Raw genomic sequence first — 20983 nt, forward strand, 5'->3', positions numbered from 1 at the left:
AGCAGCGACTTCATAGGAGCGGCATAGGATTTGTGAGGATGGTCTAGAGGCGCTGGACGATGCCGGTGCCGAGCGCGCACAGCGCGACATAGGCGGTCATCTCGTCCCAGTGATTGAGGTTTGCGGCAAACGGCATTTCGCGCTTGGCGATCCCGGCGAAGGCGCAGATCACGGCCGACATCCACAACAGCGTGACGAGGCCCTTGCCGAAGCCGGCCGCCGGCGAACACGGCAAAGCCGATCATGATGGCAAGCCGGAAGCCGAAGCGGACCATGACCTGGACCGACTGCAGCTGCCGCGGCAGTTGTTTGGTGTCCACGGCCGCGCCGCCGTCAGCCGATATTGTCGACGAACAGCGGCTCGTACAGCGCGCGCGTGTCGCGACGGACGGTCGGCACGCTGGTTCGGCTATCGGGCGTCGAGATGCGCTGCGCCTCCACGAAGGCGCTGAGGATCGCGAGTGCAAGATCGGTGTGGTGGGTCTCGATCGACTGGTCGAGCCAGTCCGGCAGCTCGCGTTCGCGTGACAATGCGCAGTGCCACTCGCCCTCGTCATAGACCAGGCGGCGGATCTGCCATTGCGGCAGTTCCAGATCGAGCAGCGCGATCGCGGCGTCGGTCCAGGCGCCCGACTGGATCAGCCGCTCGACCTGGCGGGTCTTGCCGCTCTGTCCGACCGAGGGAAAGCGCCGGCAGGTCTGGCTGATGATGTCGGCCATGAATTCGGCTGTCACCGCATAGGCGTCGCGCAGCCGGTCGCCGAGATCGATGGAGGTGTTCTGGGAAAGTACGGACATGGCGTCATCTCGTCTTGCGCGGCCCAAGAAATCCAAGCTCAAGGCATTGGCCGCACGCTCAAAATGGCCGGAGTGCCATTTGAAAACGAGATGAGGCGGGGGACGGAGATATAGGCATTCCATAAAGACACGTCGTCCCGGCGAAGGCCGGGACCCATAACCACCGATTTCAGTTTTCGTGTCGCGCTGGGCCCAGCCATCACAAAACTCGGCCCTGTGGTTATGGGTCCCGGCCTTCGCCGGGACGACGGCTGCGCAGCTCGTGGCACTTATAGGATTCCTATAACGTCCTTACTCGCCACCTCTCGAAAACCTATGTCCCGGATGGCACCTCACGGCCATCCGGCGCGGGACGCCTATGCAATGGCCCGCGCCCTGTGACGCATAGGAGTCTCACATGATGGACATTCTCATGGCGGCGCTTGCGATCGGCTTCTTCGCGGCCGGCATCGGCTACGCCTACGCCTGCGAACGGCTGTAACGGAGGCGGCGATGATCTTCGATTACTCGCTCGCCGGCCTCGTCTCGCTCGGCCTGCTGTTCTACCTCACTTACGCATTGCTGCGGCCCGAACGCTTCTAGGCGGCCCGCGATGTCAGCGCTTTGCACAATTCTGTTAGCCGACGCGATGCTGACCGGGCTGTTGCTCGGCTTGTTCGCGTCGATGCTGCGCTTCGCTCCCATTCGAAAGGTTTGACGCAATGACCGTCATCGGCTGGATTCAAATTATTCTGTTCTGCGCGATCGTTGCCGCGCTGGTCAAACCGCTCGGCTGGTACATGACCCGCGTGTTCAACGGCGAGCGCACCTTCCTGGCGCCCGTGCTGCGCCCGGTCGAGCGCGGCATCTACTGGGTCGGCGGCGTCGACGAGCGGCGCGAGCAGCACTGGCTGACCTATACGGTCGCCATGCTGCTGTTCCATGTCGGCGGCTTCGCCATCATCTACGGCCTGATGCGGCTGCAGGCGGTGCTGCCGTTCAACCCGGCCGGACAGTCGGCGGTCGCCGAGGACCTTTCCTTCAACACCGCGATCTCCTTCATCACCAACACCAACTGGCAGAACTACGGCGGCGAGAGCACGCTGTCCTATCTGGTCCAGATGGTCGGCCTCACCCACCAGAATTTCCTGTCGGCGGCGACCGGCATCGCGCTGGCGATGGCGCTGATCCGCGGCTTCACCCGCTCGTCGATGCGCACCGTCGGCAATTTCTGGGTTGATGTCACGCGCTGCACGCTCTACGTGCTGCTGCCGATCTGCGTCGTCTACGCGCTGTTCCTGGTCTGGCAGGGCATGCCGCAGACGCTCGGCGCTTATGTCGACGCCACCACGCTGGAGGGCGGCAAGCAGACCATCGCGCTCGGGCCCGTGGCCTCGCAGGTCGCGATCAAGATGCTCGGCACCAATGGCGGCGGCTTCTTCAACGCCAACGCCGCGCATCCGTTCGAGAATCCGACCGCGCTGTCGAACCTCGTGCAGATGGTCTCGATCTTCGCACTCGGCGCCGCCATGACCAACGTGTTCGGCCGCATGGTCGGCAACGAGCGCCAGGGCTGGGCGATCTTCGCCGTGATGGGCATCCTGTTCGTCGCCGGCGTCACCGTCACCTACTGGGCGGAAGCCAACGGCACCTCGGCGCTGCACGCGCTCGGTCTCACCGGCGGCAACATGGAGGGCAAGGAGGTCCGCTTCGGCATCGTCGCGTCCTCGCTGTTCGCCGTCGTCACGACTGCCGCCTCCTGCGGCGCGGTCAATGCCATGCATGACAGCTTCACCGCGCTCGGCGGCATGATCCCGCTGATCAACATGCAGCTCGGCGAGGTCATCATCGGCGGCGTCGGCGCCGGCTTCTACGGCATGCTGCTGTTCGTCGTGCTGGCGATCTTCGTCGCCGGCCTGATGGTCGGCCGCACTCCGGAATATGTCGGCAAGAAGATCGAGGCGCGCGAGGTCAAGATGGCGATGCTCGCGATCCTGGTGCTGCCGCTGATGTATCTCGGCTGGACCGCGGTCGGCGTGGTACTGCCGTCGGCGGTGGCCTCGATGGCGAACTCCGGCCCGCACGGCTTCACCGAGGTGCTGTACGCGTTCACCTCGGCGACCGGCAACAACGGCTCGGCCTTCGCGGGCCTCACCGGCAACACCCTGTTCTACAATCTGACGCTCGCCTCCGCGATGTTCGTCGGCCGCTTCTTCATGATCGTGCCGGCGATGGCCATTGCAGGTTCGCTGGTCGAGAAGAAGTCGATCCCGGCCTCGGCGGGCACCTTCCCGACCACCGGCGGGCTGTTCGTCGGCCTCGTCATCGGCGTGATCCTGATCATCGGCGGTCTCACCTTCTTCCCGGCGCTGGCGCTCGGGCCGATCGTCGAGCACCTCGCCATGAACGCCAACACCCTGTTCTGATCGAATTGTCCGGAGTGACAACCATGGAAACCACAAGACTGCAAAAGCAGGTGACGGCGTCGACCATGTTCGACCCGAAGATCCTGGTGCCGGCGATCCGCTCGGCCTTCGTCAAGCTCGATCCTAGGCTGATGGCGAAGAACCCCGTGATGTTCGTGGTCGAGGTCGTGGCCGCGTTGACCACGGTGATCTTCGTCCGCGACCTCGTCACCGGCAGCGCCAATCTCGGCTTCACCTTCCAGATTATCCTCTGGCTCTGGTTCACGGTGCTGTTCGCCAACTTCGCCGAGGCCGTTGCCGAAGGCCGCGGCAAGGCGCAGGCGGAATCGCTGAAAAAGACCCGCACCGAGAGCCAAGCCAAGCTGCTCACCGGCACCGACCGGACCTATCGCATGGTGCCCGGCACCTCGCTGAAGGTCGGCGACGTCGTGCTGGTCGAGGCCGGCGACAACATCCCGTCCGACGGCGAGGTGATCGAAGGCGTGGCCTCGGTCAATGAAGCCGCGATCACGGGTGAATCCGCGCCCGTGATCCGCGAGTCCGGCGGCGACCGTTCCGCGGTCACCGGCGGCACCCAGGTGCTGTCGGACTGGATCCGTGTCCGCATCACCGCAGCCCAGGGCTCGACCTTCATCGACCGCATGATCAGGCTGGTGGAGGGCGCCGAGCGGCAGAAGACGCCGAACGAGATCGCGCTCAACATCCTGCTGGCCGGCCTCACCATCATCTTCGTGTTCGCGACGGTGACGATCCCGAGCTATGCGGCCTATGCCGGCGGCTCGATTTCGGTCGTGGTGTTGGTGGCGCTGTTCGTGACGCTGATCCCGACCACGATCGGCGCGCTTCTGTCGGCGATCGGCATCGCCGGCATGGACCGCCTGGTGCGCTTCAACGTGCTGGCGATGTCTGGCCGCGCGGTGGAGGCTGCCGGCGACGTCGATACGCTGCTGCTGGACAAGACCGGCACCATCACGCTCGGCAACCGCCAGGCGACCGCATTCCGTCCGATCCGCGGCGTCGCCGAGCAGGACCTCGCCGACGCAGCGCAGCTTGCCTCGCTGGCCGACGAGACGCCGGAAGGCCGCTCGATCGTGGTGCTCGCCAAGGAGAAATACGGCATCCGCGGACGCGACATGCATGAGCTTGCCGCGACCTTCGTGCCGTTCACCGCGCAGACCCGCATGAGCGGCATCGATGCCGGCACGTCGTCGGTCCGCAAGGGCGCGGTGGACGCGATCCTTGCCTATATCGACGGCGGCTCGCCCCGCACCGTCGCCTCGGGCAACACCGTCCGCGCGCTCGCGGCGACGATGAGCGCCGAAGCGCGCGAGATCCAGTCGATCGCCGACGAGATCGCAAAGGCCGGCGGCACGCCGCTGGCCGTCGCCAAGGACGGCAAGCTGCTCGGCGTCGTGCACCTGAAGGACATCGTCAAGGGCGGTATCCGCGAGCGCTTTGCCGAACTGCGCCGCATGGGCATCCGCACCGTGATGATCACCGGCGACAACCCGATGACCGCGGCCGCGATCGCGGCCGAGGCCGGCGTCGACGACTTCCTGGCGCAGGCAACCCCCGAGGACAAGCTCAAGCTGATCCGCGACGAGCAGTCCAAGGGCAAGCTGGTCGCGATGTGCGGCGACGGCACCAACGACGCGCCGGCGCTGGCGCAGGCCGATGTCGGCGTCGCCATGAACACCGGCACGCAGGCCGCCCGCGAGGCCGGCAACATGGTCGACCTCGATTCCAACCCGACCAAGCTGATCGAGGTGGTCGAGATCGGCAAGCAGCTGCTGATGACCCGCGGCGCGCTGACCACGTTCTCGATCGCCAACGACGTCGCGAAGTACTTTGCGATCATCCCGGCGATGTTCCTCGCGTTCTATCCGCAGCTTCAGGTGCTGAACGTGATGCACCTGGCGAGTCCGCAAAGCGCGATCCTGTCGGCGATCATCTTCAATGCGCTGATCATCATCGCGCTGATTCCCTTGGCGCTGAAGGGCGTCAAGTATCGCGCGGTGGGTGCCGGCGCGCTGCTCGGCCGTAACCTGATGATCTACGGTCTCGGCGGCATCGTCATCCCGTTCATCGGCATCAAGGCGATCGACCTCGTCGTCGCCGCTTTGGGCCTGGCTTAACCACAACGTCATTGCGAGGAGCGAAGCGACGAAGCAATCCATCCATCCGTTATGCCGATCCATGGATTGCTTCGCTTCGCTCGCAATGACGAAAGAGATTTAGGAGACCAGTCATGCTGAAAGAAATCCGCCCCGCCATCCTCGTGCTGGTCCTGCTGACCGCGATCACGGGCCTTGCCTATCCGCTCGCCATCACCGGCATCGCCGGCGTCATCTTCCCGCGCCAGGCGCAAGGCAGCCTGATCGAGCAGGACGGCAAGGTGATCGGCTCCGCCCTGATCGGGCAGGAGTTCAAGGAAGATAAATACTTCCATGGCCGGCCGTCGGCGACGGTCGCGCCCGATCCGAACGACTCCACGAAGACAGTGCCGGCGCCCTACAACGCGGCCAATTCCGGCGGCTCCAACCTCGGCCCGACCAGCAAGGCGCTGAACGACCGGGTCAAGGAGGATGTCGAGAAGCTGAAGGCGGAGAACCCGTCCGCCAGCGTGCCGGTCGATCTTGTGACCACGTCGGGCAGCGGGCTCGATCCGGATATCTCGCCGGACGCCGCGCTGTTCCAGGTGCCGCGGGTCGCCAAAGCGCGCAGCATGTCCGAGGACGCAGTGCGTGAGCTGGTGACGCAGAACACGCAGGGCCGCTTCGCCGGCGTGATCGGCGAGCCCCGTGTTAACGTTCTTGCGCTCAACCTGGCGCTCGACGCGGCAAAGCCAAAATAGGAGAGTAGGCTGCCCCTCGCAGGATGACTATATTGCGGTATGGCCAATCAGCGCGACCCTGACAAACGACCCTCGCCGGATGCGCTGCTGGAGGCGGCGCGCCGGGAGACCGATCGATCGGGACGGCTGAAGATCTTCATCGGCGCCGCCCCCGGCGTCGGCAAGACCTACGAGATGCTCTCGAGCGCCCACGCCCGCCTGAAGGCGGGCGTCGACGTCGTGGTCGGCGTCGTCGAAACCCACGGTCGGGTCGAGACCGAGACGCTGCTCAGGGGTCTCGAGGTGCTGCCGCGGAAGCGGCTGACCTATCGCGACCAGACGCTAGAGGAGATGGACCTCGATGCATTGATCGCGCGGCGGCCGCAGCTCGCGCTGGTCGACGAGCTCGCCCATACCAACGCGCCGGGCAGCCGGCATCCCAAGCGCTATCTCGACGTCGAGGAGCTGCTGTCGCACGGCATCGACGTCTATACCGCGATCAACATCCAGCACATCGAGAGCCTCAACGACGTCGTCGCGCAGATCACCCATGTACGGGTGCGCGAGACGGTGCCCGACTCGGTGGTCGATCGCGCCGATGCCATCGAGCTGATCGACCTGACGCCCGACGACCTGATCCAGCGGCTGAAGGAGGGCAAGGTCTATGTGCCCAAGCAGGCCGAGCGGGCGCTGGAACACTATTTCTCGCCCGGCAATCTCACCGCGCTGCGCGAGCTGGCGCTGCGCCGCACGGCCGAGCGGGTCGACGAGCAGCTGCTCAACCACATGCAGGCCAATGCGATTGCCGGACCCTGGGCCGCCGGCGAGCGCATCCTGGTCTGCCTGAGCGAGGATCCGCGCGCGGCCGGCCTCGTGCGCTACACCAAGCGCCTCGCCGACCGGCTGCATGCGCAATGGACCGCGGTCAGCATCGAGACGCGGCGCAGCCTGCAACTTTCCGACGAGCAGCGCGACCGGCTGGCCGACACCATGCGGCTCGCGGAATCGCTCGGCGGCGAGGCGCTGACGCTGCCCGGCGTCGGCCGCCGTATCGCCGACGACGTCATCAATTTCGCCCAGGCCAACAACGTCACCCAGATCATCATCGGCAAGTCGACGCGCTCGCGCTGGTTCGAGCTGACGCATGGGTCCGTGGTGCACGATCTGGTGCGCCGCGCCGGCAATATCAGCGTCAACGTGATCGCCGGCGACGAGCTGCCGGTCGGCAAGGCGGCGGTGCAGACCGCGCAGCGGCAGGAGCCGTTCAATCCGCGGCCCTATCTGATGGCGCTGCTGCTGGCGGCGCTCGGGCTCGGCGCGGCCAAGCTGATCCAGCCGTTCTTCGGCATCGAGAATGTCGACCTCGTGTTCCTCACCGCCGTGGTCGGCGCCGCGGCGCGCTACGGCCTCGGGCCGTCGCTGCTGGCGAGCGTCGCGGCCTCGCTGTGCTACAATTTCTTCTTCCTGCCGCCGGTCTATACCTTCACCATCACCGACCCGACCAATGTCGCGGCGTTCTTCTTCTTCATGCTGATCGCGCTGCTGGTCTCCAACGTCGCGGCGCGGGTGCGCACCCAGGCCGACACCGCGATCAGCCGGGTCCGCACCACCGAATCGCTCTACGCCTTCAGCCGCAAGCTCGCCGGCACCGCGACACTGGACGACGTGCTGTGGGCGACCGCCTACCAGATTGCGCTGATGCTCAAGGTGCGCGTGGTGCTGCTGCTGCCGGAGGACGGCATGCTGACCGTCAAGAGCGGCTATCCGCCGGAGGATCAGCTCGACCAGGCCGATCTTGCCGCCGCCAACTGGGCCTGGGGCAACGACCGTCCGGCCGGCCGCGGCTCCGACACGCTGCCGGGGGGAAAACGGCTGTTCCTGCCGATGCGCACCGGCCGCGGCCCGATCGGGGTGATCGGCATCGACGACGACCGCACCGGGCCCTTGCTGACGCCGGACCAGCGCCGGCTGCTCGATGCGCTGGTCGATCAGGGCGCGCTGGCGATCGAGCGCGTGCTGCTGGTCGAGGACATGGACCGCGTCAAGCGCACGGTGGAATCCGACCGGCTGCGCGGCGCGCTCCTGACCTCGATTTCGCACGATCTCAAGACGCCGCTGGCCTCGGTGCTCGGCTCGGCCTCGGCGCTGCGCGACCTCGGCGCCAACCTGAGCGATGCGCAGAAGCACGATCTGCTCGCCACCGTGATCGACGAGTCCGAGCGGCTGAATCGGTTCATCGCCAATCTGCTCGACATGACCAAGCTGGAATCCGGCGCGATCGTGCCGAACACGGCGCGCCATGATGTCGGCGAGATCGTCGGCAGCGCGCTGCGGCGGGCGAGCAAGATCCTGGTGCATCACCGGGTGTCGCTGGAGCTCGCGGCCGATCTGCCGATGCTGGAGCTCGACGCCGTGCTGTTCGAGCAGGTGCTGTTCAACCTGCTCGACAACGCTGCCAAATACGCCCCGTCGGACACCACGATCTCGATCCGCGGCGCCCGCGATCGCGACACCATCGCGCTGCAGATCCTCGATGAAGGCAACGGGATTCCCGCGGCCGAGCTCGAAAGCGTGTTCGACAAATTCTATCGCGCCGAGAAGGGCGACCATGTCCGTCCCGGTACCGGCCTCGGGCTTGCGATTTCGCGCGGCTTCGTCGAGGCGATGCGCGGCACGATCGCGGCGGCCAACCGCGCCGACCGCAGCGGCGCCGTCATCACCATCCGCCTGCCGATCCCTGCCGACACCAACGCGCTGGACACTGCTGCATGAACGCGACGCCGATCAAGGTCCTGGTCATCGACGACGAGCCGCCGATCCGCAAGTTGCTGCGGATGGGGCTGAGCACGCAGGGCTATGACATCCTCGAGGCATCCAACGGCAAGCTGGCGCTGGAGATGCTGGGTGAGGGACCGGCGCTGATCATCCTCGACCTCGGATTGCCCGACATTCAGGGCCATGACCTCTTGCGCATGATCCGCGGCCGCAACGAGAGCGTGCCGATCGTGGTGCTGTCGAGCCGCGGCGACGAGGCCGGCAAGGTGCAGGCGCTCGATCTCGGCGCCGACGACTACCTGACCAAGCCGTTCGGCATGGACGAATTGCTGGCGCGGCTGCGCGCGGCGCTGCGGCACCAGTTGCAGGTGCAGGGCGAGCGGCCGGTGTTTCGCTCCGGCGATCTTTCGGTCGATCTGGTGCGCCGGATCGTCAAGGTCGGCGACAAAGAGATCAAGCTGTCGCCGAAGGAATATGACCTGTTGCGCGTGCTGGTTCAGCATGCCGGCAAGGTGCTGACCCACCGCTTCCTCTTGAAGGAATTGTGGGACGAACTGACCGACGCGCAATATCTGCGCGTCTATGTGCGCCAGCTCCGCCAGAAGATCGAGGCCGACCCGGAGCGTCCGCAATTCGTGCTGACCGAGACCGGCATCGGCTATCGGCTGCGCGCGGCGGACTAACAGGTAGCCCGGATGAGCGAAGCGATATCCGGGGCATCTCCCGCATGTCGCTGCGCTCATGCGGGCTACGTTGGTGCCGGCGTCCGACGACACCAAACGGAACTTTCGCTGCCATCGAGGCTTGTTTTCCCTCACCGGGAGAAAACCCATGGCAAGGAAATATTCGCGGAAGGCATCGCGCGATGTCGAGGGCGCGATGAAGAAACGCAAGGCAGGCACGCTGCGCAGCGGCCGCTCCAAGAAGAAGGTGAAGAGCCGCAAGCAGGCGATCGCGATCGGCTTGTCCGAGGCACGCGCCAAGGGCAGGAAAGTGCCGAAGAAGTCGTCAAAGAAGAAGACGGCGAAGAAGCGCAAGACTGCCAAGAAGCGGAAGAGCTCGAAGAAGAAGTAGCGGACGAGTTGCATCCATCCGTCATTGCGAGGAGCGTAGCGACGAAGCAATCCATCCCTCCGCGTATGTGGAGAGATGGATTGCTTCGCTGCGCTCGCAAGGACGAGAGATCTCATCCCGCCTTGCGTCGCCGCGCGCTTGACCGGTGCGCCTTCTTGGCGGCGCGGCGATGCGGGGTCGGGCGGCGCGCGGTGGAGCGCGAGCGCCTTGCGCCGCTCTTGCCGCCTTTCAGGCTCTGCTGCAGCGCGTCCATCAGGCTCACGACGTTGCTTGGCTTCTCCTCGCGCTCGGCGGCCTTGATCGGCTTGCCGGCCGCCTTGCGGCGGACCAGGGCCTTCAGCGCGGTCTCGTACTCGTCCTTGAATTTCGACGGATCGAAATGCGCGGCCTTGCTGTCGAGGATATGGCCGGCGAGCTCGATCATGTCCTTCGTGACCTTCGGGCTCCTGATGTCGTCGAAATAATCGTCGGCGTCGCGCAGCTCGTAGGGGTAACGCAAGGTGGTGCCGAGCATGCCCTTGTCGAGCGGCTCGATCGCGATCACATGCTCGCGGTTGGTCAGCACGATCCGCGCCAGCGCGACGCGGTCCTGATCCTTCATGGCGTCGCGGATCACCGCGAACGCGTCGACGCCGGCCTTGCCGTCGGGCCTGATGTAGTAGGGGTGGTCGAGATAGCGCTTGTCGATCTCGCCCTCGGGCACGAAGCTGTCGATGTCGATGGTATGGTTGCTCTCGATCTGCACCGCTTCGAGCTCGTCCTTCTCGATCTCGACATATTTGCCCTTGCTGACCTCGTAGCCGCGGCCCTTCTGATCGCCCTCGACAACGTCGCCGGTCTCGGTATCGACCATCTGCTGCTTCAGCCGGTTGCCGGTCTCCCGGTTGATCATGTGGAAGCGGGTCTTCTCGACCGCGGTCGAGGCCGGGTAGAGCGCCACCGGGCATGACACCAGCGAGAGCTTGAGCGTGCCTTTCCAGTAGGCGCGGGGAGCGGCCATGATCGCCTCCAAACAGCTTGAGTTTGGAACTTGAACGGATACCGTGGGTTTTGGTTCCTGATGGCCGCACGGAGGCGGCGGCCGTCGTTTGCGCCGAGGGTTTGCCGAGGTTTGTTGTGTCGCTGAGAAACCTGTCCACCTATCGCAAGAAGCGCGACTTCGAGAAGACCAACGAGCCGTCGGGCGACGTCAAGGTCGCACCGAGCAAGCAGCGGCGCTTCGTCATCCAGAAGCACGACGCGACGCGGTTGCATTACGATCTGCGGCTCGAATTCGACGGCGTCTTCAAGTCCTGGGCGGTGACGCGCGGGCCCTCGCTCGATCCGCATGACAAGCGGCTGGCGGTGGAGGTCGAGGATCATCCGCTCGACTATGGCGATTTCGAAGGCACCATTCCCGAAGGCCAGTACGGCGGCGGCACGGTGCAGCTGTGGGATCGCGGCACTTGGGAATCGGACGATCCCGAGCGCGGCTTCAAGAAGGGCGACCTGAAGTTCACGCTTGAGGGCGACAAGCTGCACGGCAGCTGGGTGCTGGTGCGGATGAAGGGCGACCGCTTTGGCGGCAAGCGCACCAACTGGCTCCTGATCAAGCACCGCGACGAATATGCCGTTGACGGCAACGGCGAGGAGATCCTCGACGAGGACCGTTCGGTCGCCTCCGGACGCTCGATGGCGCAGATCGCGGCCGGCAAGGGCCGGGCGCCGAAGCCGTTCATGCTGGCCAAGGGCAACGGCAAGGCCAAGGCGGACGCGGTCTGGCAGTCCAACCACGGCATGGCTGCGGACGCGCGCGCCAGGACCAAGGCGCCGGCGCCCAAGGAGCGGCTGAAAGTGACGCGGCAGGCGAAACCGAAGCAGGTATCGGAGATGCCCGATTTCGTCGCGCCGCAGCTCTGCGCCGCGGTGGAGTCTCCACCCAATGGCACGGGCTGGTGCCACGAGATCAAGTTCGACGGTTACCGCGTGCAGCTCCGCGTCGAAGACGGCGAGGCCGTGCTGAAGACGCGCAAGGGGCTCGACTGGACCGCCAAGTTCGGCGCGATCGTGAAGGAGGCGGAGAAGCTGCCCGACGCGCTGATCGATGGCGAGATCGTCGCGCTCGACAAGAACGGCACGCCGCATTTTTCGACGCTGCAGGCCGCGCTCTCCGACGGCAAGACGGATCGGCTGATCTTCTACGCGTTCGACCTGCTGTTCGCCGGCACCGAGGACCTGCGCCCGCTGCCGCTCGCCGAGCGCAAGACGCGGCTGAAGCAATTGCTCGCGGCGCGCAAGGGCAAGAACCCTCTGATCCGCTATGTCGAACATTTCGAGCAGCGCGGCGAGGCGGTGCTGGAATCCGCGCGCAAGCTCGGCCTCGAAGGCATCGTCTCCAAACGGCTCGACGGCGCCTACCGTTCCAGTCGCTCCGACGACTGGACCAAGGCAAAAATCCGCGCCGGCCATGAGGTGGTGCTCGGCGGCTGGAAGACCACCAATGGCAAATTTCGCTCGCTGATGGCGGGCGTCTATCGCGGCGATCATCTGGCGTTTGTCGGCATCGTCGGCACCGGCTTCGGCCAGGACACGGTCCGCCGCATCATGCCGGCACTGAAGGCGGCGGAGGCGGACAAGAACCCGTTCGGCGGCAAGGACGCGCCGAAGAAGACCCGCGACGTGCACTGGCTCAAGCCGGAGCTGGTCGCCGAGATCGAGTTCGCCGGCTGGACCGACGCCGGCAATATCCGCCAGGCCGCCTTCAAGGGCCTGCGCCAGGACAAGCCGGCGCACGAGGTCGAGGCCGAGCGGCCGGTTGTAACCAAAGTGGTGAAGCCGATGGCCAAGGGCGCGGCGAAGAAGGGTACCGGGAAGGCGTCCAGCGAGGTGATGGGCGTCGTCATCTCGCACCCGGACAAGGCGCTGTGGCCCGATGCGGGCGATGGCGAGCCGGTGACCAAGCTCGACCTCGCGAACTATTTCGAGGCGGTCGGCGAATGGATGATCTCCTATCTCAAGGGCCGGCCGTGCTCGATCGTGCGTGCGCCCGACGGCATCAAGGGCGAGACCTTCTTCCAGCGTCATGCGATGGCCGGCACATCAAAACTGCTCAAGCTTGCGAAGGTCTCGGGCGACCGTAAACCCTATTTGCAGATCGACCAGATCGAGGGCCTGGCAGCAGTCGCGCAGCTCGGCGGTCTCGAGCTGCATCCCTGGAATTGCGCGCCCGATGCCTATGACACGCCGGGCCGGCTGGTGTTCGATCTCGATCCCGCGCCCGATGTTGCATTCACCGACGTGATCGACGCCGCCAAGGACATGCGGCAACGGCTGACCGCGGTCGGCCTCGAAAGCTTCTGCAAGACCACCGGCGGCAAGGGGCTGCACGTCGTCACACCGCTGCTCGCAGGCAGCAGGGACAAGGTGACGTGGAAGGAAGCCAAGGCGTTCGCACAGGCGGTCTGCCAGTGGATGGCGCAGGACGATCCCGAGCGCTATCTGATCAACATGTCCAAGGCCAAGCGCACGGGAAAGATCTTCCTCGACTATTTGCGCAACGACAGGATGTCGACGGCGGTCGCGGTGTTGTCGCCGCGGGCGCGTCCGGGGGCGACAGTGTCGATGCCGCTGACCTGGCCGCAGCTGCGCGGTGATCTCGATCCGAAGAAATTCACGCTGCGCACCGTGCCGGCCTTGCTCGCGAAGACGAAGGCCTGGGATGGCTACGAGGACGCAGCGTCGTCGATCAAGTCGGCGATGAAGAAGCTCGCGGCCAAGTAAGCGCCGTCCAACGAAGCACCACCCGCTTTCGCGGGTGATGCTGGTCGTCGATATCGGCAGGACGCAACGCTACCAAGGGCTACAGTCGTCCCATCAGGAGCAGGATCAGCAGAATCACGACGACCAGGCCGAGCCCGCCGCCGCCGTAATAGCCGGTACCGTAAAACGGTCCGCCGCCGATGCCGCTGAAGCCGCCAAGCAGCGCAATGACCAGGATGATGAGAATGATCGTTCCAATTGACATCTAGCGTCTCCTCAGCCCCGCGGGCCCGTCTCGTTTCTGCCCTTCGGGAAGGAAAACAACCCGTAACTGTGAAGGTTCCGGAGTTGGCGCTGTGATAAACCTGTGTGGTTCTTCCGTTTGCCTTGGAACAGAACTACATCAACCAAACCCACGGAGGAGTGCATCGCAATGTCGGCGCCGCTGATCGTTTCGATACCCCATAGCCTCGGCCGCGACGAGGCGATGCGCCGCTTGAAAACGGGCCTGTCGCGCGCGACGGCGAACCTGCCGGTCATAAGCGTCGACGAGGAGCGCTGGGACGACAACCGGATGAGCTTTCGTGTCCGGGCGCTGGGGCAGGTCGCGGCCGGGCATGTCGATGTCGAGGATGCCCATGTGCGCGTCGAGGTGACGCTGCCGTGGCTGCTGCAACGGTTCGCCGAGGTCGCGCAGGTGGCGATCCAGAAGCGCGGGAAATTGCTGCTGACCAAGCGCTGACGCAGGACGTCAGGCGTGCGAGCGGGCCGGCCTTGCGGTGCGTTTCGTCCCCGCGACCTTTGTCTTGAGCACGGCAACCGGCAGATTGCCGAACAGTTCCGGGAGCTGAATCCGGGTTGCGCCATCCCTGAGCGCATATCCAGCCGCGTCGATTTCACCTTCAAAAGCCTCGGGGCGCGGCCAGCTGCGGCCGCCCTGCGTGAACGGGGCGAATGACCTTGCCACCGCAACGATGGCCGCCTCGCGGCCATGGCGCCGCGCGAAGGCAATGACGTGATCGCGGTGCGGGCCGCTGACCGCGAGCGGCACGTAGTCGCCGCTGGTGAACACATCGGCCATCTCGTTGCGGAGCCGGAGCAGATGCCGCGTCCATGCGAATTTGAGGCGGCCGTCGCGCCAGTCTTGCGCCAGCGCATCCCAATCCGGCGTCTCCAGTGCTGCGAGCATTCCCGCCCGTTCGGCAAAGTCGACCGGGCGGCGGTTGTCCGGGTCGACCAGCGAAAGATCCCAGCTTTCGGTGCCCTGGTAGAAATCCGGCACGCCCGGCATGGTTGCCTTCAGCGTGATCTGGCTGAGCGAATTCAGCGCGCCGATCAACGCGGTCCGTTGCGCCAGCGTCCCCAGCGCATCGAGGAATTCCGGCGAGGTCTTGCGATCGAGGATCCGCTCGATGAAGGCTTTCACGCCGGCCTCGTAAGGCTGGTGCGGATTGAGCCAGCTGGTTTCCTGCTTGCCCTCGCGCGCCGCCTTCAGCGCGTAGGCCTGGATGCGGGCGGCGAGCGACGCATCATCGGGATCCCAGGCGCCGAGCAGGGCCTGATACAGCATGTATTCGAACGTCGCCGATGGCGCGCGCATCTCGCCGTCGAGCACCAGATGCGGCGCATTCAGCACCTTCCAGCGCGCCACCGCGCTGGTCCATTCGCCGGGGATTTCCGCAAGCGCCATGATGCGGGCGCGGGCGTCCTCGCCGCGCTTGGTGTCGTGGGTCGCGGTCGCCGTCATGCCGTGCGGCCATTCGCGGGCGCGGGCCTGCATCATGGCGTGAAAGGCCTCCGCTGCGATCGCACCCGCCGCCGGATCGCCGCCAACCTCGTTGAGCGCCAGCAGCCGGTGATAGCGATAGAAGGCGGTATCCTCCAGCGACTTCGCCATCATCGGCCCGGTGAATTGCTGCACCTTCAGCGCGAAGCGTCGCACCCGCGGCGCGCCATGCGGCGGCCGGCCGGGCTGCAAAAGGTCCATGGTCAAGGCATCGCGCAGGAAATCGAAGATACCCTCGTCGGCGGCGAACCAGTCGGCGCGAGCGCGCTCGATGGTCTCGCTGATCAGCGTGCGGTCATGCGCGGCGGGGCCGGAAGCGGTCAGATAGGTGCGATAGACCGGAAAGTGCAGCACATAGAGCTCGAGCGCCTGCCGCAGACTGTCGCCGGAGAAGTCGCGGGTCGAGTAGTGTCCGCTGGCAATGCGCGCGAGCAGCCGCGCCAGCACGGTGAATTCGCTGGTGAGCAGTGTCTCCAGCACGCGTTGCTTGGCCTCGCGCAACACTGGCGTCAGGTTCGGCGACTGGTTGCTGATCTGGCGCCAGATCTCGTTCAGCGGATCGAGGCCGCGACCGTCGACCAGTGCCTGGCTGATCGTGTTCATCCATTCATAGCCGGTGGTGCCGTGAACGCCGCTGAATTTCGGCAGCTTCTCGTCCTCGCCGAGGATCTTCTCGATCACCATGTAGAACGGCCTGGCCTTCGCGCCCTGCGCGGAGCGGATCAGGCGGCGCAGCCGCTGGAAGTACTGCGCGGGATCGCGCAGGCCGTCGATATGGTCGAGCCGCAGGCCCTGCAGCCGGTCTTCGGCGATCAGCCGCTTCACGAGGTTGTGGCTCGCCTCGAAGGTCGCGGCGTCCTCGACCCTGAGGCCGGCCAGCGTGTTGACGTCGAAGAAGCGGCGATAGTTGATGTCGCTGGACGCCAGCCGCCAGTGGCCGAGCTTGTAGTGCTGGCGTTCCAGCAAATGATGCAGGGCCAGCGTCTGGGTCGGGCGGTCCTCGCCGGCGCGATAGGCATCGAGGCCGCGTGCGATGATGTCGGCGCCGCCCTCGATCGCCTTGATCGCCGCCTTCAGCGCCGGCGCTTCGACGCGGTTGGGGCGACGCAGCGCCCGGTATTGCGCGGCGAGCTCGAGCATCGCGCGTCCGGTCGGGCTGTCTTCGGCCGCGGCCTCGCGGACGATGGTGCGCAGCACCTCGCCATAGCGCTCCGGCGCGATCGGCAGGCGGTGCTCGAAATACCAGGCCGAGAAGCTGCCCTCGTTCGCGTCATAGCGCAGCTCGATGTCGCCGCGCTCCAGCGCCTGGCCATAGGACGAGCCGAGGATCGGCAACAGCACGCCGCCGCGCGCGCGATAGGGCAGCTGGTCCCAGTCGATGTCGAAGGAGACCGCGTGCGGCGACGCCGGTCCCCATTCCAGCACATCGAGCCACCACGGATTGTCGGCGAAGTGAACGCCGACATGGTTCGGCACGAAATCCAGGATCAGGCCGAGATCATGGCGCTTCAATGCGTCGCTCAGCCGCGCAAAGCCCTCCTCGCCGCCGAGCTCCGGATTGAATTTGGTGTGGTCGACGACGTCATAGCCGTGGGTCGAGCCCTTGCGCGCCTTCATGAAGGGCGACGCATAGACATGGCTGATGCCGAGCGCCTTGAGATACGGCGCCACGCCGGCGGCGGCATCGAAGTCAAAATCGGCAGTGAGTTGCAGACGGTAGGTCGCGATCGGGATCGCCGGAGGCATTGTGCTATCCGATGTGCCAGCGCACCGCCCAGCCGGGGAGGTCGCTCGACAACGCGCCGCCCCAGATCGCAGTTCCCTTCGGCTCCGGTCCATCGGGGATGTCGCGAGCGGACAAATTGGCTGTCAGCCGCAGCGTGCTGCCGTCGCCCATCTGCCAATGCGCCGTCAACAGGTCGCCAGCCACGATGGCATCGCCGAAACGGCACCCTTTGAGCCGGGGCATGATCTCCTGCCGGCGAACGGCGAGCAGGTCGCGCACCAGCGCAAGCCGCGCGCGCGCCGGATCATGGCCGAGCGCCGCCCAGTCGAGCACGGCCGACCGCACCGTTTCGTCGGCGAGCGGGTCGGGAATGTCGTCGCCATATTTGGCATAGGCCCAGGCGAACTCCTTGCGTCGTCCGGCGCGGACGGCATTGGCGAGCTCGCCCTCGAAATCGCAGAAGAACGGGAAGGGCGTCGTCGCGCCCCATTCCTCGCCCATGAACAGCATCGGCGTGGTCGGCGCGATCAGCGTCACCGCCAGCGCCGCCGCGACCGACCCCGGCCGGGCAATGCTGACGAGACGATCGCCGAGCGGCCGGTTGCCGATCTGGTCGTGGTTCTGCAGGAAGTTGATGAAGCAGGTCGGCGACAGCATGCCGCTCGGCTCGCCGCGCGCCTTGCCGCCCCAGAACTCCGAGACTTCGCCCTGGTAGATGTAGCCGGACGACAGCGCGCGTGCGAGGTCCTGCTTCGGCGCCCGGTAGTCGCCATAATAGCCCTGGTTCTCGCCGGTCAGCAGCACGTGCCAGGCGTGATGATAGTCGTCGTTCCATTGGCCGCGGAATTTGCCGTGCGGCGGATCCTCGGCGGCATCGAGCAGGCTTGCAATGTTGTCGCCGTTTTCGAGCACGAGGTTGATATAGCGGCCGGTCTCGGTGGCGAGCTTGCCGGCGGCATTGCTGAAGTCATGGAGCACGGAGACTTCGCCGGCTTCGACGATGGTGTTAACCGCATCGAACCGCAGCCCGTCGAAGCGATAGTCGCGCAGCCAGCTCACCACGCTGCCGATCGCAAACGCGCGCACCTCGGGCACGCGATAGTCGATCGCGCTGCCCCACGGCGTGTGCGCGTCACTGAAGAAGGACGGCGCATAGCGGCCGAGATAATTCCCCTCGGGGCCGAAATGGTTATAGACCACGTCGAGCATCACCATCAGCCCGCGCAGATGCGCTTCGTCGATCAGGGTCTTCAGGTCCTCGGGCCGGCCGTAGGCGCTGTCGGGCGCGTACCACAGCACGCCGTCATAGCCCCAGTTGCGCTTCCCGGCGAAATCCGCCAGCGGCATCAGCTCGAGCGCGGTGATGCCGGTCGCCACGAGATGATCGAGCTTGTCGATCATGGCGCGATAGGTGCCCTCTCGGGTGAAGGTGCCGACATGGGCCTCGAGGACGACGGCCTCATGCCAGGGGCGTCCGCGCCAGTCCGTCGCGCGCCACTTGAAGGCGGCGTGGTCGACCACATCGCTCGGGCCGAACACGTCGTCCGGCTGGAATGCGGAGGCGGGATCCGGCACATCGACCTCGTCATCGATGCGGAATTTGTAACGCGTGCCGGCGCGCGCGCCCGGGACCTCGGCGACGTACCAGCCGGCGGCATCGCGCGTGAGCGGATGCGGGTTGTCGAGCAGGAGGTCGACGCGCTTGGCCGCCGGCGCCCAGAGCCGGAAGCGCGTGCCGTCAGGTGTCAGCTCGGCGCCGAAATGTTGTCTGTTCATGTGGAGCCTGCAAATGCCAGCACCGAGCGCGGCGGTGCCCTGGTATCGGCGCCGGATGCGAATTGCTCACCCGTTTGCTCCGCCTTGGTCGTGTTCAGGACCTGCCGCCAGCTCCTGTATTCCGTCATCCTCGGCATCCTGAACACGATCTCCTGCGGTGCGGCATTGAGCACGATAAAGATCGGCGCCTGTCCTGGTTCCATCGGTCCCAGCACATAGGCGAGGAATCGGCTCTCGGGGAATTTCCAGTCGGATTCCTTCATCTCCTCCGCTGCCGGCGTCAGCCAGAGCACGCCGTAGCTGCCGTCGGTGCGGCGGCCGTCGAGCCAGCGCTGGCAGCGGATCTGGCCGAAGCGCTGGCGCAGCGCAGTGAGGTGGCCGATGAAATCGATGGCGTCGTCGTCCGTGCCGAGGTTCTCCCAGCCGATCCAGCCGGTCTCGTTGTCCTGGCAATAAGCATTGTTGTTGCCACCTTGCGTGTTCGCGACCTCGTCGCCGGCGAGAATCAAAGGCGTGCCCTGTGCCAGCAGCAGGCAGGCCAGCGCATTCTTCCGCAGCTGCCGGCGCAGTGCGATGATGGCGGGATCGTCGGTCGGGCCCTCATGGCCGCAATTGTTGCTGTGATTGTCGTTGGAGCCGTCGCGATTGTCCTCGCCATTGGCCTCGTTGTGCTTCTCGTTGTAGCTGAAGAGATCGGCGAGCGTGAAACCGTCATGCACCGTGATGTGATTGACGCTGGCGCGGGTCGCGCGGTTGTCGTGGTGAAACAAATCCGAGGATGCGGTCATGCGGCCCGAGATGTCGCCGATCAGGCTGCCTTCGCCGCTCCAGTAGCGCCGCATCGCGCTGCGATAGCGGTCATTCCATTCCGACCATTGCGATGGAAACGCGCCGACCTGGTAGCCGCCGAGACCGAGGTCCCAGGGCTCAGCGACCATCTTGGCGGTCGCCAGCACCGGGTCCTGGCGGATCGCGGTGAGGAAGGGGTGGTTGCGATCGAACCCGTTCGGCCCGCGCGCCAGGGTGGTGGCGAGATCGAAGCGGAAGCCGTCGACATGGCAGACCTCGACCCAGTAGCGCAGCGAATCCATCACCATCTGCAGCACGCGCGGATGGGTGAGGTTGACCGAGCTGCCGCAGCCGGTGAAGTCGTCGTAGAAGCGCGGGTTCTCGCGGTTCAGCCAGTAATAGGAGGCATTGTCGATGCCGCGGAAGCACAGCGTCGGGCCCATATGGTTGCCCTCGGCGGTGTGGTTGTAGACCACGTCGAGCAGCACCTCGATGCCGGCATCGTGCAGCCGCGCCACCGTGGTGCGGAAGGAATCGAGCGCATTGTCCTGGGCGTAGCGTGCCTCCGGCGCGAAGAAGGCGATGGTGTTGTAGCCCCAGTAGTTCGCCAGCTTCTTCTCGACCAGGATACGGTCGTCGATCAGGCCGTGGATCGGCAGCAGCTCGATGGTGGTGACGCCGAGCCGCTTGAGGTGGTCGATCATCGCCGGTGACGACAGGCCGCCATAGGTGCCGCGCAGGTTCGGCGGCACGTCCTCGCGCTTCTGCGTCAGGCCCTTGACGTGGGCCTCGTAGATGATGGTGTCTTCCCAGGGGATATGCGGCCGGATCTCGCGGCGGCCCCAGTTGAAGGTCTCGTCGACCACGACCGCCTTCGGCATGCCGCGGGCATTGTCGCGCCGGTCGAACGAAAGGTCCTCGCGCGCGCTGCCGGTGCGGTAGGCGAAATGCGCATCGCTCCATACCAGCCGGCCGGCGAGCCGCTTGGCGTAGGGGTCGAGCAGCAGCTTGTTGGCGTTGAAGCGATGGCCGCGCTCCGGCGCGTAGGGCCCGTAGACGCGATAGCCGTAGAGCTGACCCGGCGAGACGTCGTTGAGATAGCAGTGCCAGACGTCCTCGGTGCGCTCCGGCATCTCGATCCGCTCGAGCTCGCGGCGGCCCTGGCCGTCGAACAGGCACAGCTCCACCTTCTCCGCGTTCGCCGAGAACAGCGCAAAATTGGTGCCTCTGCCGTCCCAGCTTGCACCGAGCCGTGCGGACGTACCCCCGGTCAGTCGCATCAA

At 65.8% G+C, this 20983-nt stretch carries 16 protein-coding genes; 9 read left to right on the forward strand and 7 right to left on the reverse strand.

Going from position 1 to position 20983, the window contains the following annotated elements:
* Positions 1-43 precede the first annotated feature (43 nt).
* Both ACVWZM_RS31070 and ACVWZM_RS31075 read right to left on the reverse strand, forming a co-directional pair.
* On the reverse strand, positions 44-235 hold the full coding sequence (locus ACVWZM_RS31070) for a hypothetical protein (RefSeq protein WP_456855512.1): 192 nt from the start codon (positions 233-235) through the stop codon (positions 44-46).
* A gap of 98 nt (positions 236-333) precedes the next feature.
* Entirely contained in the window at positions 334-798 is a 465-nt protein-coding gene (locus tag ACVWZM_RS31075; protein WP_057014870.1) for a hypothetical protein, read from the reverse strand.
* Between the two features lie 492 nt (positions 799-1290).
* Here ACVWZM_RS31075 and ACVWZM_RS31080 point away from each other — a divergent pair, with 492 nt between their 5' ends.
* The 7 genes from ACVWZM_RS31080 (at position 1291) to ACVWZM_RS31110 (ending at position 9885) form a co-directional block, all read left to right on the forward strand.
* Complete coding sequence (locus ACVWZM_RS31080) at positions 1291-1380, forward strand: K(+)-transporting ATPase subunit F (RefSeq protein ID WP_016846764.1); 90 nt, start codon at positions 1291-1293, stop codon at positions 1378-1380.
* 119 nt (positions 1381-1499) lie between these two features.
* Positions 1500-3203, forward strand: coding sequence for a potassium-transporting ATPase subunit KdpA (gene kdpA / locus ACVWZM_RS31085; protein ID WP_076823907.1), 1704 nt, complete (start codon positions 1500-1502; stop codon positions 3201-3203).
* A gap of 23 nt (positions 3204-3226) precedes the next feature.
* Positions 3227-5338: a potassium-transporting ATPase subunit KdpB gene (gene kdpB / locus ACVWZM_RS31090; RefSeq protein ID WP_076823911.1), complete on the forward strand. Its 2112-nt coding sequence runs from the start codon at positions 3227-3229 to the stop codon at positions 5336-5338.
* 113 nt (positions 5339-5451) lie between these two features.
* A complete protein-coding gene (locus ACVWZM_RS31095) occupies positions 5452-6057 on the forward strand; it encodes a K(+)-transporting ATPase subunit C (RefSeq protein ID WP_057014873.1) in 606 nt (201 codons plus the stop codon).
* Between the two features lie 39 nt (positions 6058-6096).
* Positions 6097-8808: a sensor histidine kinase gene (locus tag ACVWZM_RS31100; RefSeq protein ID WP_076823914.1), complete on the forward strand. Its 2712-nt coding sequence runs from the start codon at positions 6097-6099 to the stop codon at positions 8806-8808.
* Positions 8805-9494 (forward strand): response regulator, encoded by a 690-nt coding sequence (locus ACVWZM_RS31105; RefSeq protein ID WP_057014875.1) that lies wholly within the window; start codon positions 8805-8807, stop codon positions 9492-9494. The genes ACVWZM_RS31100 and ACVWZM_RS31105 overlap by 4 nt, the downstream gene beginning before the upstream one ends.
* A 148-nt stretch (positions 9495-9642) precedes the next feature.
* Complete coding sequence (locus ACVWZM_RS31110) at positions 9643-9885, forward strand: DUF6496 domain-containing protein (protein ID WP_076823917.1); 243 nt, start codon at positions 9643-9645, stop codon at positions 9883-9885.
* Between the two features lie 112 nt (positions 9886-9997).
* Here the strand turns inward: ACVWZM_RS31110 and ku are convergent, their stop codons facing one another.
* Positions 9998-10885: a non-homologous end joining protein Ku gene (gene ku, locus ACVWZM_RS31115; RefSeq protein WP_057015087.1), complete on the reverse strand. Its 888-nt coding sequence runs from the start codon at positions 10883-10885 to the stop codon at positions 9998-10000.
* Between the two features lie 116 nt (positions 10886-11001).
* On the opposite strand from ku, the gene ligD reads away from it, so the two are divergent.
* The gene (gene ligD, locus ACVWZM_RS31120) at positions 11002-13644 is read left to right on the forward strand and encodes a DNA ligase D (RefSeq protein WP_076824211.1); all 2643 of its coding nucleotides are present in this window, start codon (positions 11002-11004) and stop codon (positions 13642-13644) included.
* A 79-nt stretch (positions 13645-13723) separates the two neighbouring features.
* Here ligD and ACVWZM_RS31125 read toward each other — a convergent pair whose 3' ends face one another.
* Positions 13724-13888, reverse strand: a complete 165-nt coding sequence (locus ACVWZM_RS31125; RefSeq protein ID WP_076823921.1) for a DUF3309 family protein — start codon at positions 13886-13888, stop codon at positions 13724-13726.
* 168 nt (positions 13889-14056) lie between these two features.
* Between ACVWZM_RS31125 and ACVWZM_RS31130 the strand changes: the two genes are divergently transcribed.
* Complete coding sequence (locus tag ACVWZM_RS31130) at positions 14057-14365, forward strand: polyhydroxyalkanoic acid system family protein (protein WP_038382949.1); 309 nt, start codon at positions 14057-14059, stop codon at positions 14363-14365.
* A gap of 9 nt (positions 14366-14374) precedes the next feature.
* Here ACVWZM_RS31130 and treY read toward each other — a convergent pair whose 3' ends face one another.
* Genes treY through glgX form a run of 3 tightly spaced genes read right to left on the reverse strand, consistent with a single transcriptional unit; the run spans position 14375 to position 20980 of the window.
* Complete coding sequence (treY, locus tag ACVWZM_RS31135; protein WP_076823923.1) at positions 14375-17155, reverse strand: malto-oligosyltrehalose synthase; 2781 nt, start codon at positions 17153-17155, stop codon at positions 14375-14377.
* Between the two features lie 4 nt (positions 17156-17159).
* The gene (gene treZ / locus ACVWZM_RS31140; RefSeq protein WP_076823927.1) at positions 17160-18911 is read right to left on the reverse strand and encodes a malto-oligosyltrehalose trehalohydrolase; all 1752 of its coding nucleotides are present in this window, start codon (positions 18909-18911) and stop codon (positions 17160-17162) included.
* Entirely contained in the window at positions 18908-20980 is a 2073-nt protein-coding gene (gene glgX / locus ACVWZM_RS31145; protein ID WP_076823929.1) for a glycogen debranching protein GlgX, read from the reverse strand. Before glgX ends, treZ begins: the two co-directional genes overlap by 4 nt.
* Between the last annotated feature and the right edge of the window lie 3 nt (positions 20981-20983).

The organism is Bradyrhizobium sp. USDA 4501 (genome assembly GCF_054062115.1).

Coding starts and splice junctions, on each gene's coding strand:
- ACVWZM_RS31080 (WP_016846764.1), top strand. CDS start 1,291: ATGATCTTCGATTACTCGCTCGCCGGCCTCGTCTCGCTCGGCCTGCTG.
- kdpA (WP_076823907.1), top strand. CDS start 1,500: ATGACCGTCATCGGCTGGATTCAAATTATTCTGTTCTGCGCGATCGTT.
- glgX (WP_076823929.1), bottom strand. CDS start 20,980: ATGCGACTGACCGGGGGTACGTCCGCACGGCTCGGTGCAAGCTGGGAC.
- ACVWZM_RS31095 (WP_057014873.1), top strand. CDS start 5,452: ATGCTGAAAGAAATCCGCCCCGCCATCCTCGTGCTGGTCCTGCTGACC.
- ACVWZM_RS31100 (WP_076823914.1), top strand. CDS start 6,097: ATGGCCAATCAGCGCGACCCTGACAAACGACCCTCGCCGGATGCGCTG.
- ACVWZM_RS31075 (WP_057014870.1), bottom strand. CDS start 798: ATGTCCGTACTTTCCCAGAACACCTCCATCGATCTCGGCGACCGGCTG.
- kdpB (WP_076823911.1), top strand. CDS start 3,227: ATGGAAACCACAAGACTGCAAAAGCAGGTGACGGCGTCGACCATGTTC.
- ACVWZM_RS31125 (WP_076823921.1), bottom strand. CDS start 13,888: ATGTCAATTGGAACGATCATTCTCATCATCCTGGTCATTGCGCTGCTT.
- treY (WP_076823923.1), bottom strand. CDS start 17,155: ATGCCTCCGGCGATCCCGATCGCGACCTACCGTCTGCAACTCACTGCC.
- ACVWZM_RS31105 (WP_057014875.1), top strand. CDS start 8,805: ATGAACGCGACGCCGATCAAGGTCCTGGTCATCGACGACGAGCCGCCG.
- ku (WP_057015087.1), bottom strand. CDS start 10,885: ATGGCCGCTCCCCGCGCCTACTGGAAAGGCACGCTCAAGCTCTCGCTG.
- ACVWZM_RS31110 (WP_076823917.1), top strand. CDS start 9,643: ATGGCAAGGAAATATTCGCGGAAGGCATCGCGCGATGTCGAGGGCGCG.
- treZ (WP_076823927.1), bottom strand. CDS start 18,911: ATGAACAGACAACATTTCGGCGCCGAGCTGACACCTGACGGCACGCGC.
- ACVWZM_RS31130 (WP_038382949.1), top strand. CDS start 14,057: ATGTCGGCGCCGCTGATCGTTTCGATACCCCATAGCCTCGGCCGCGAC.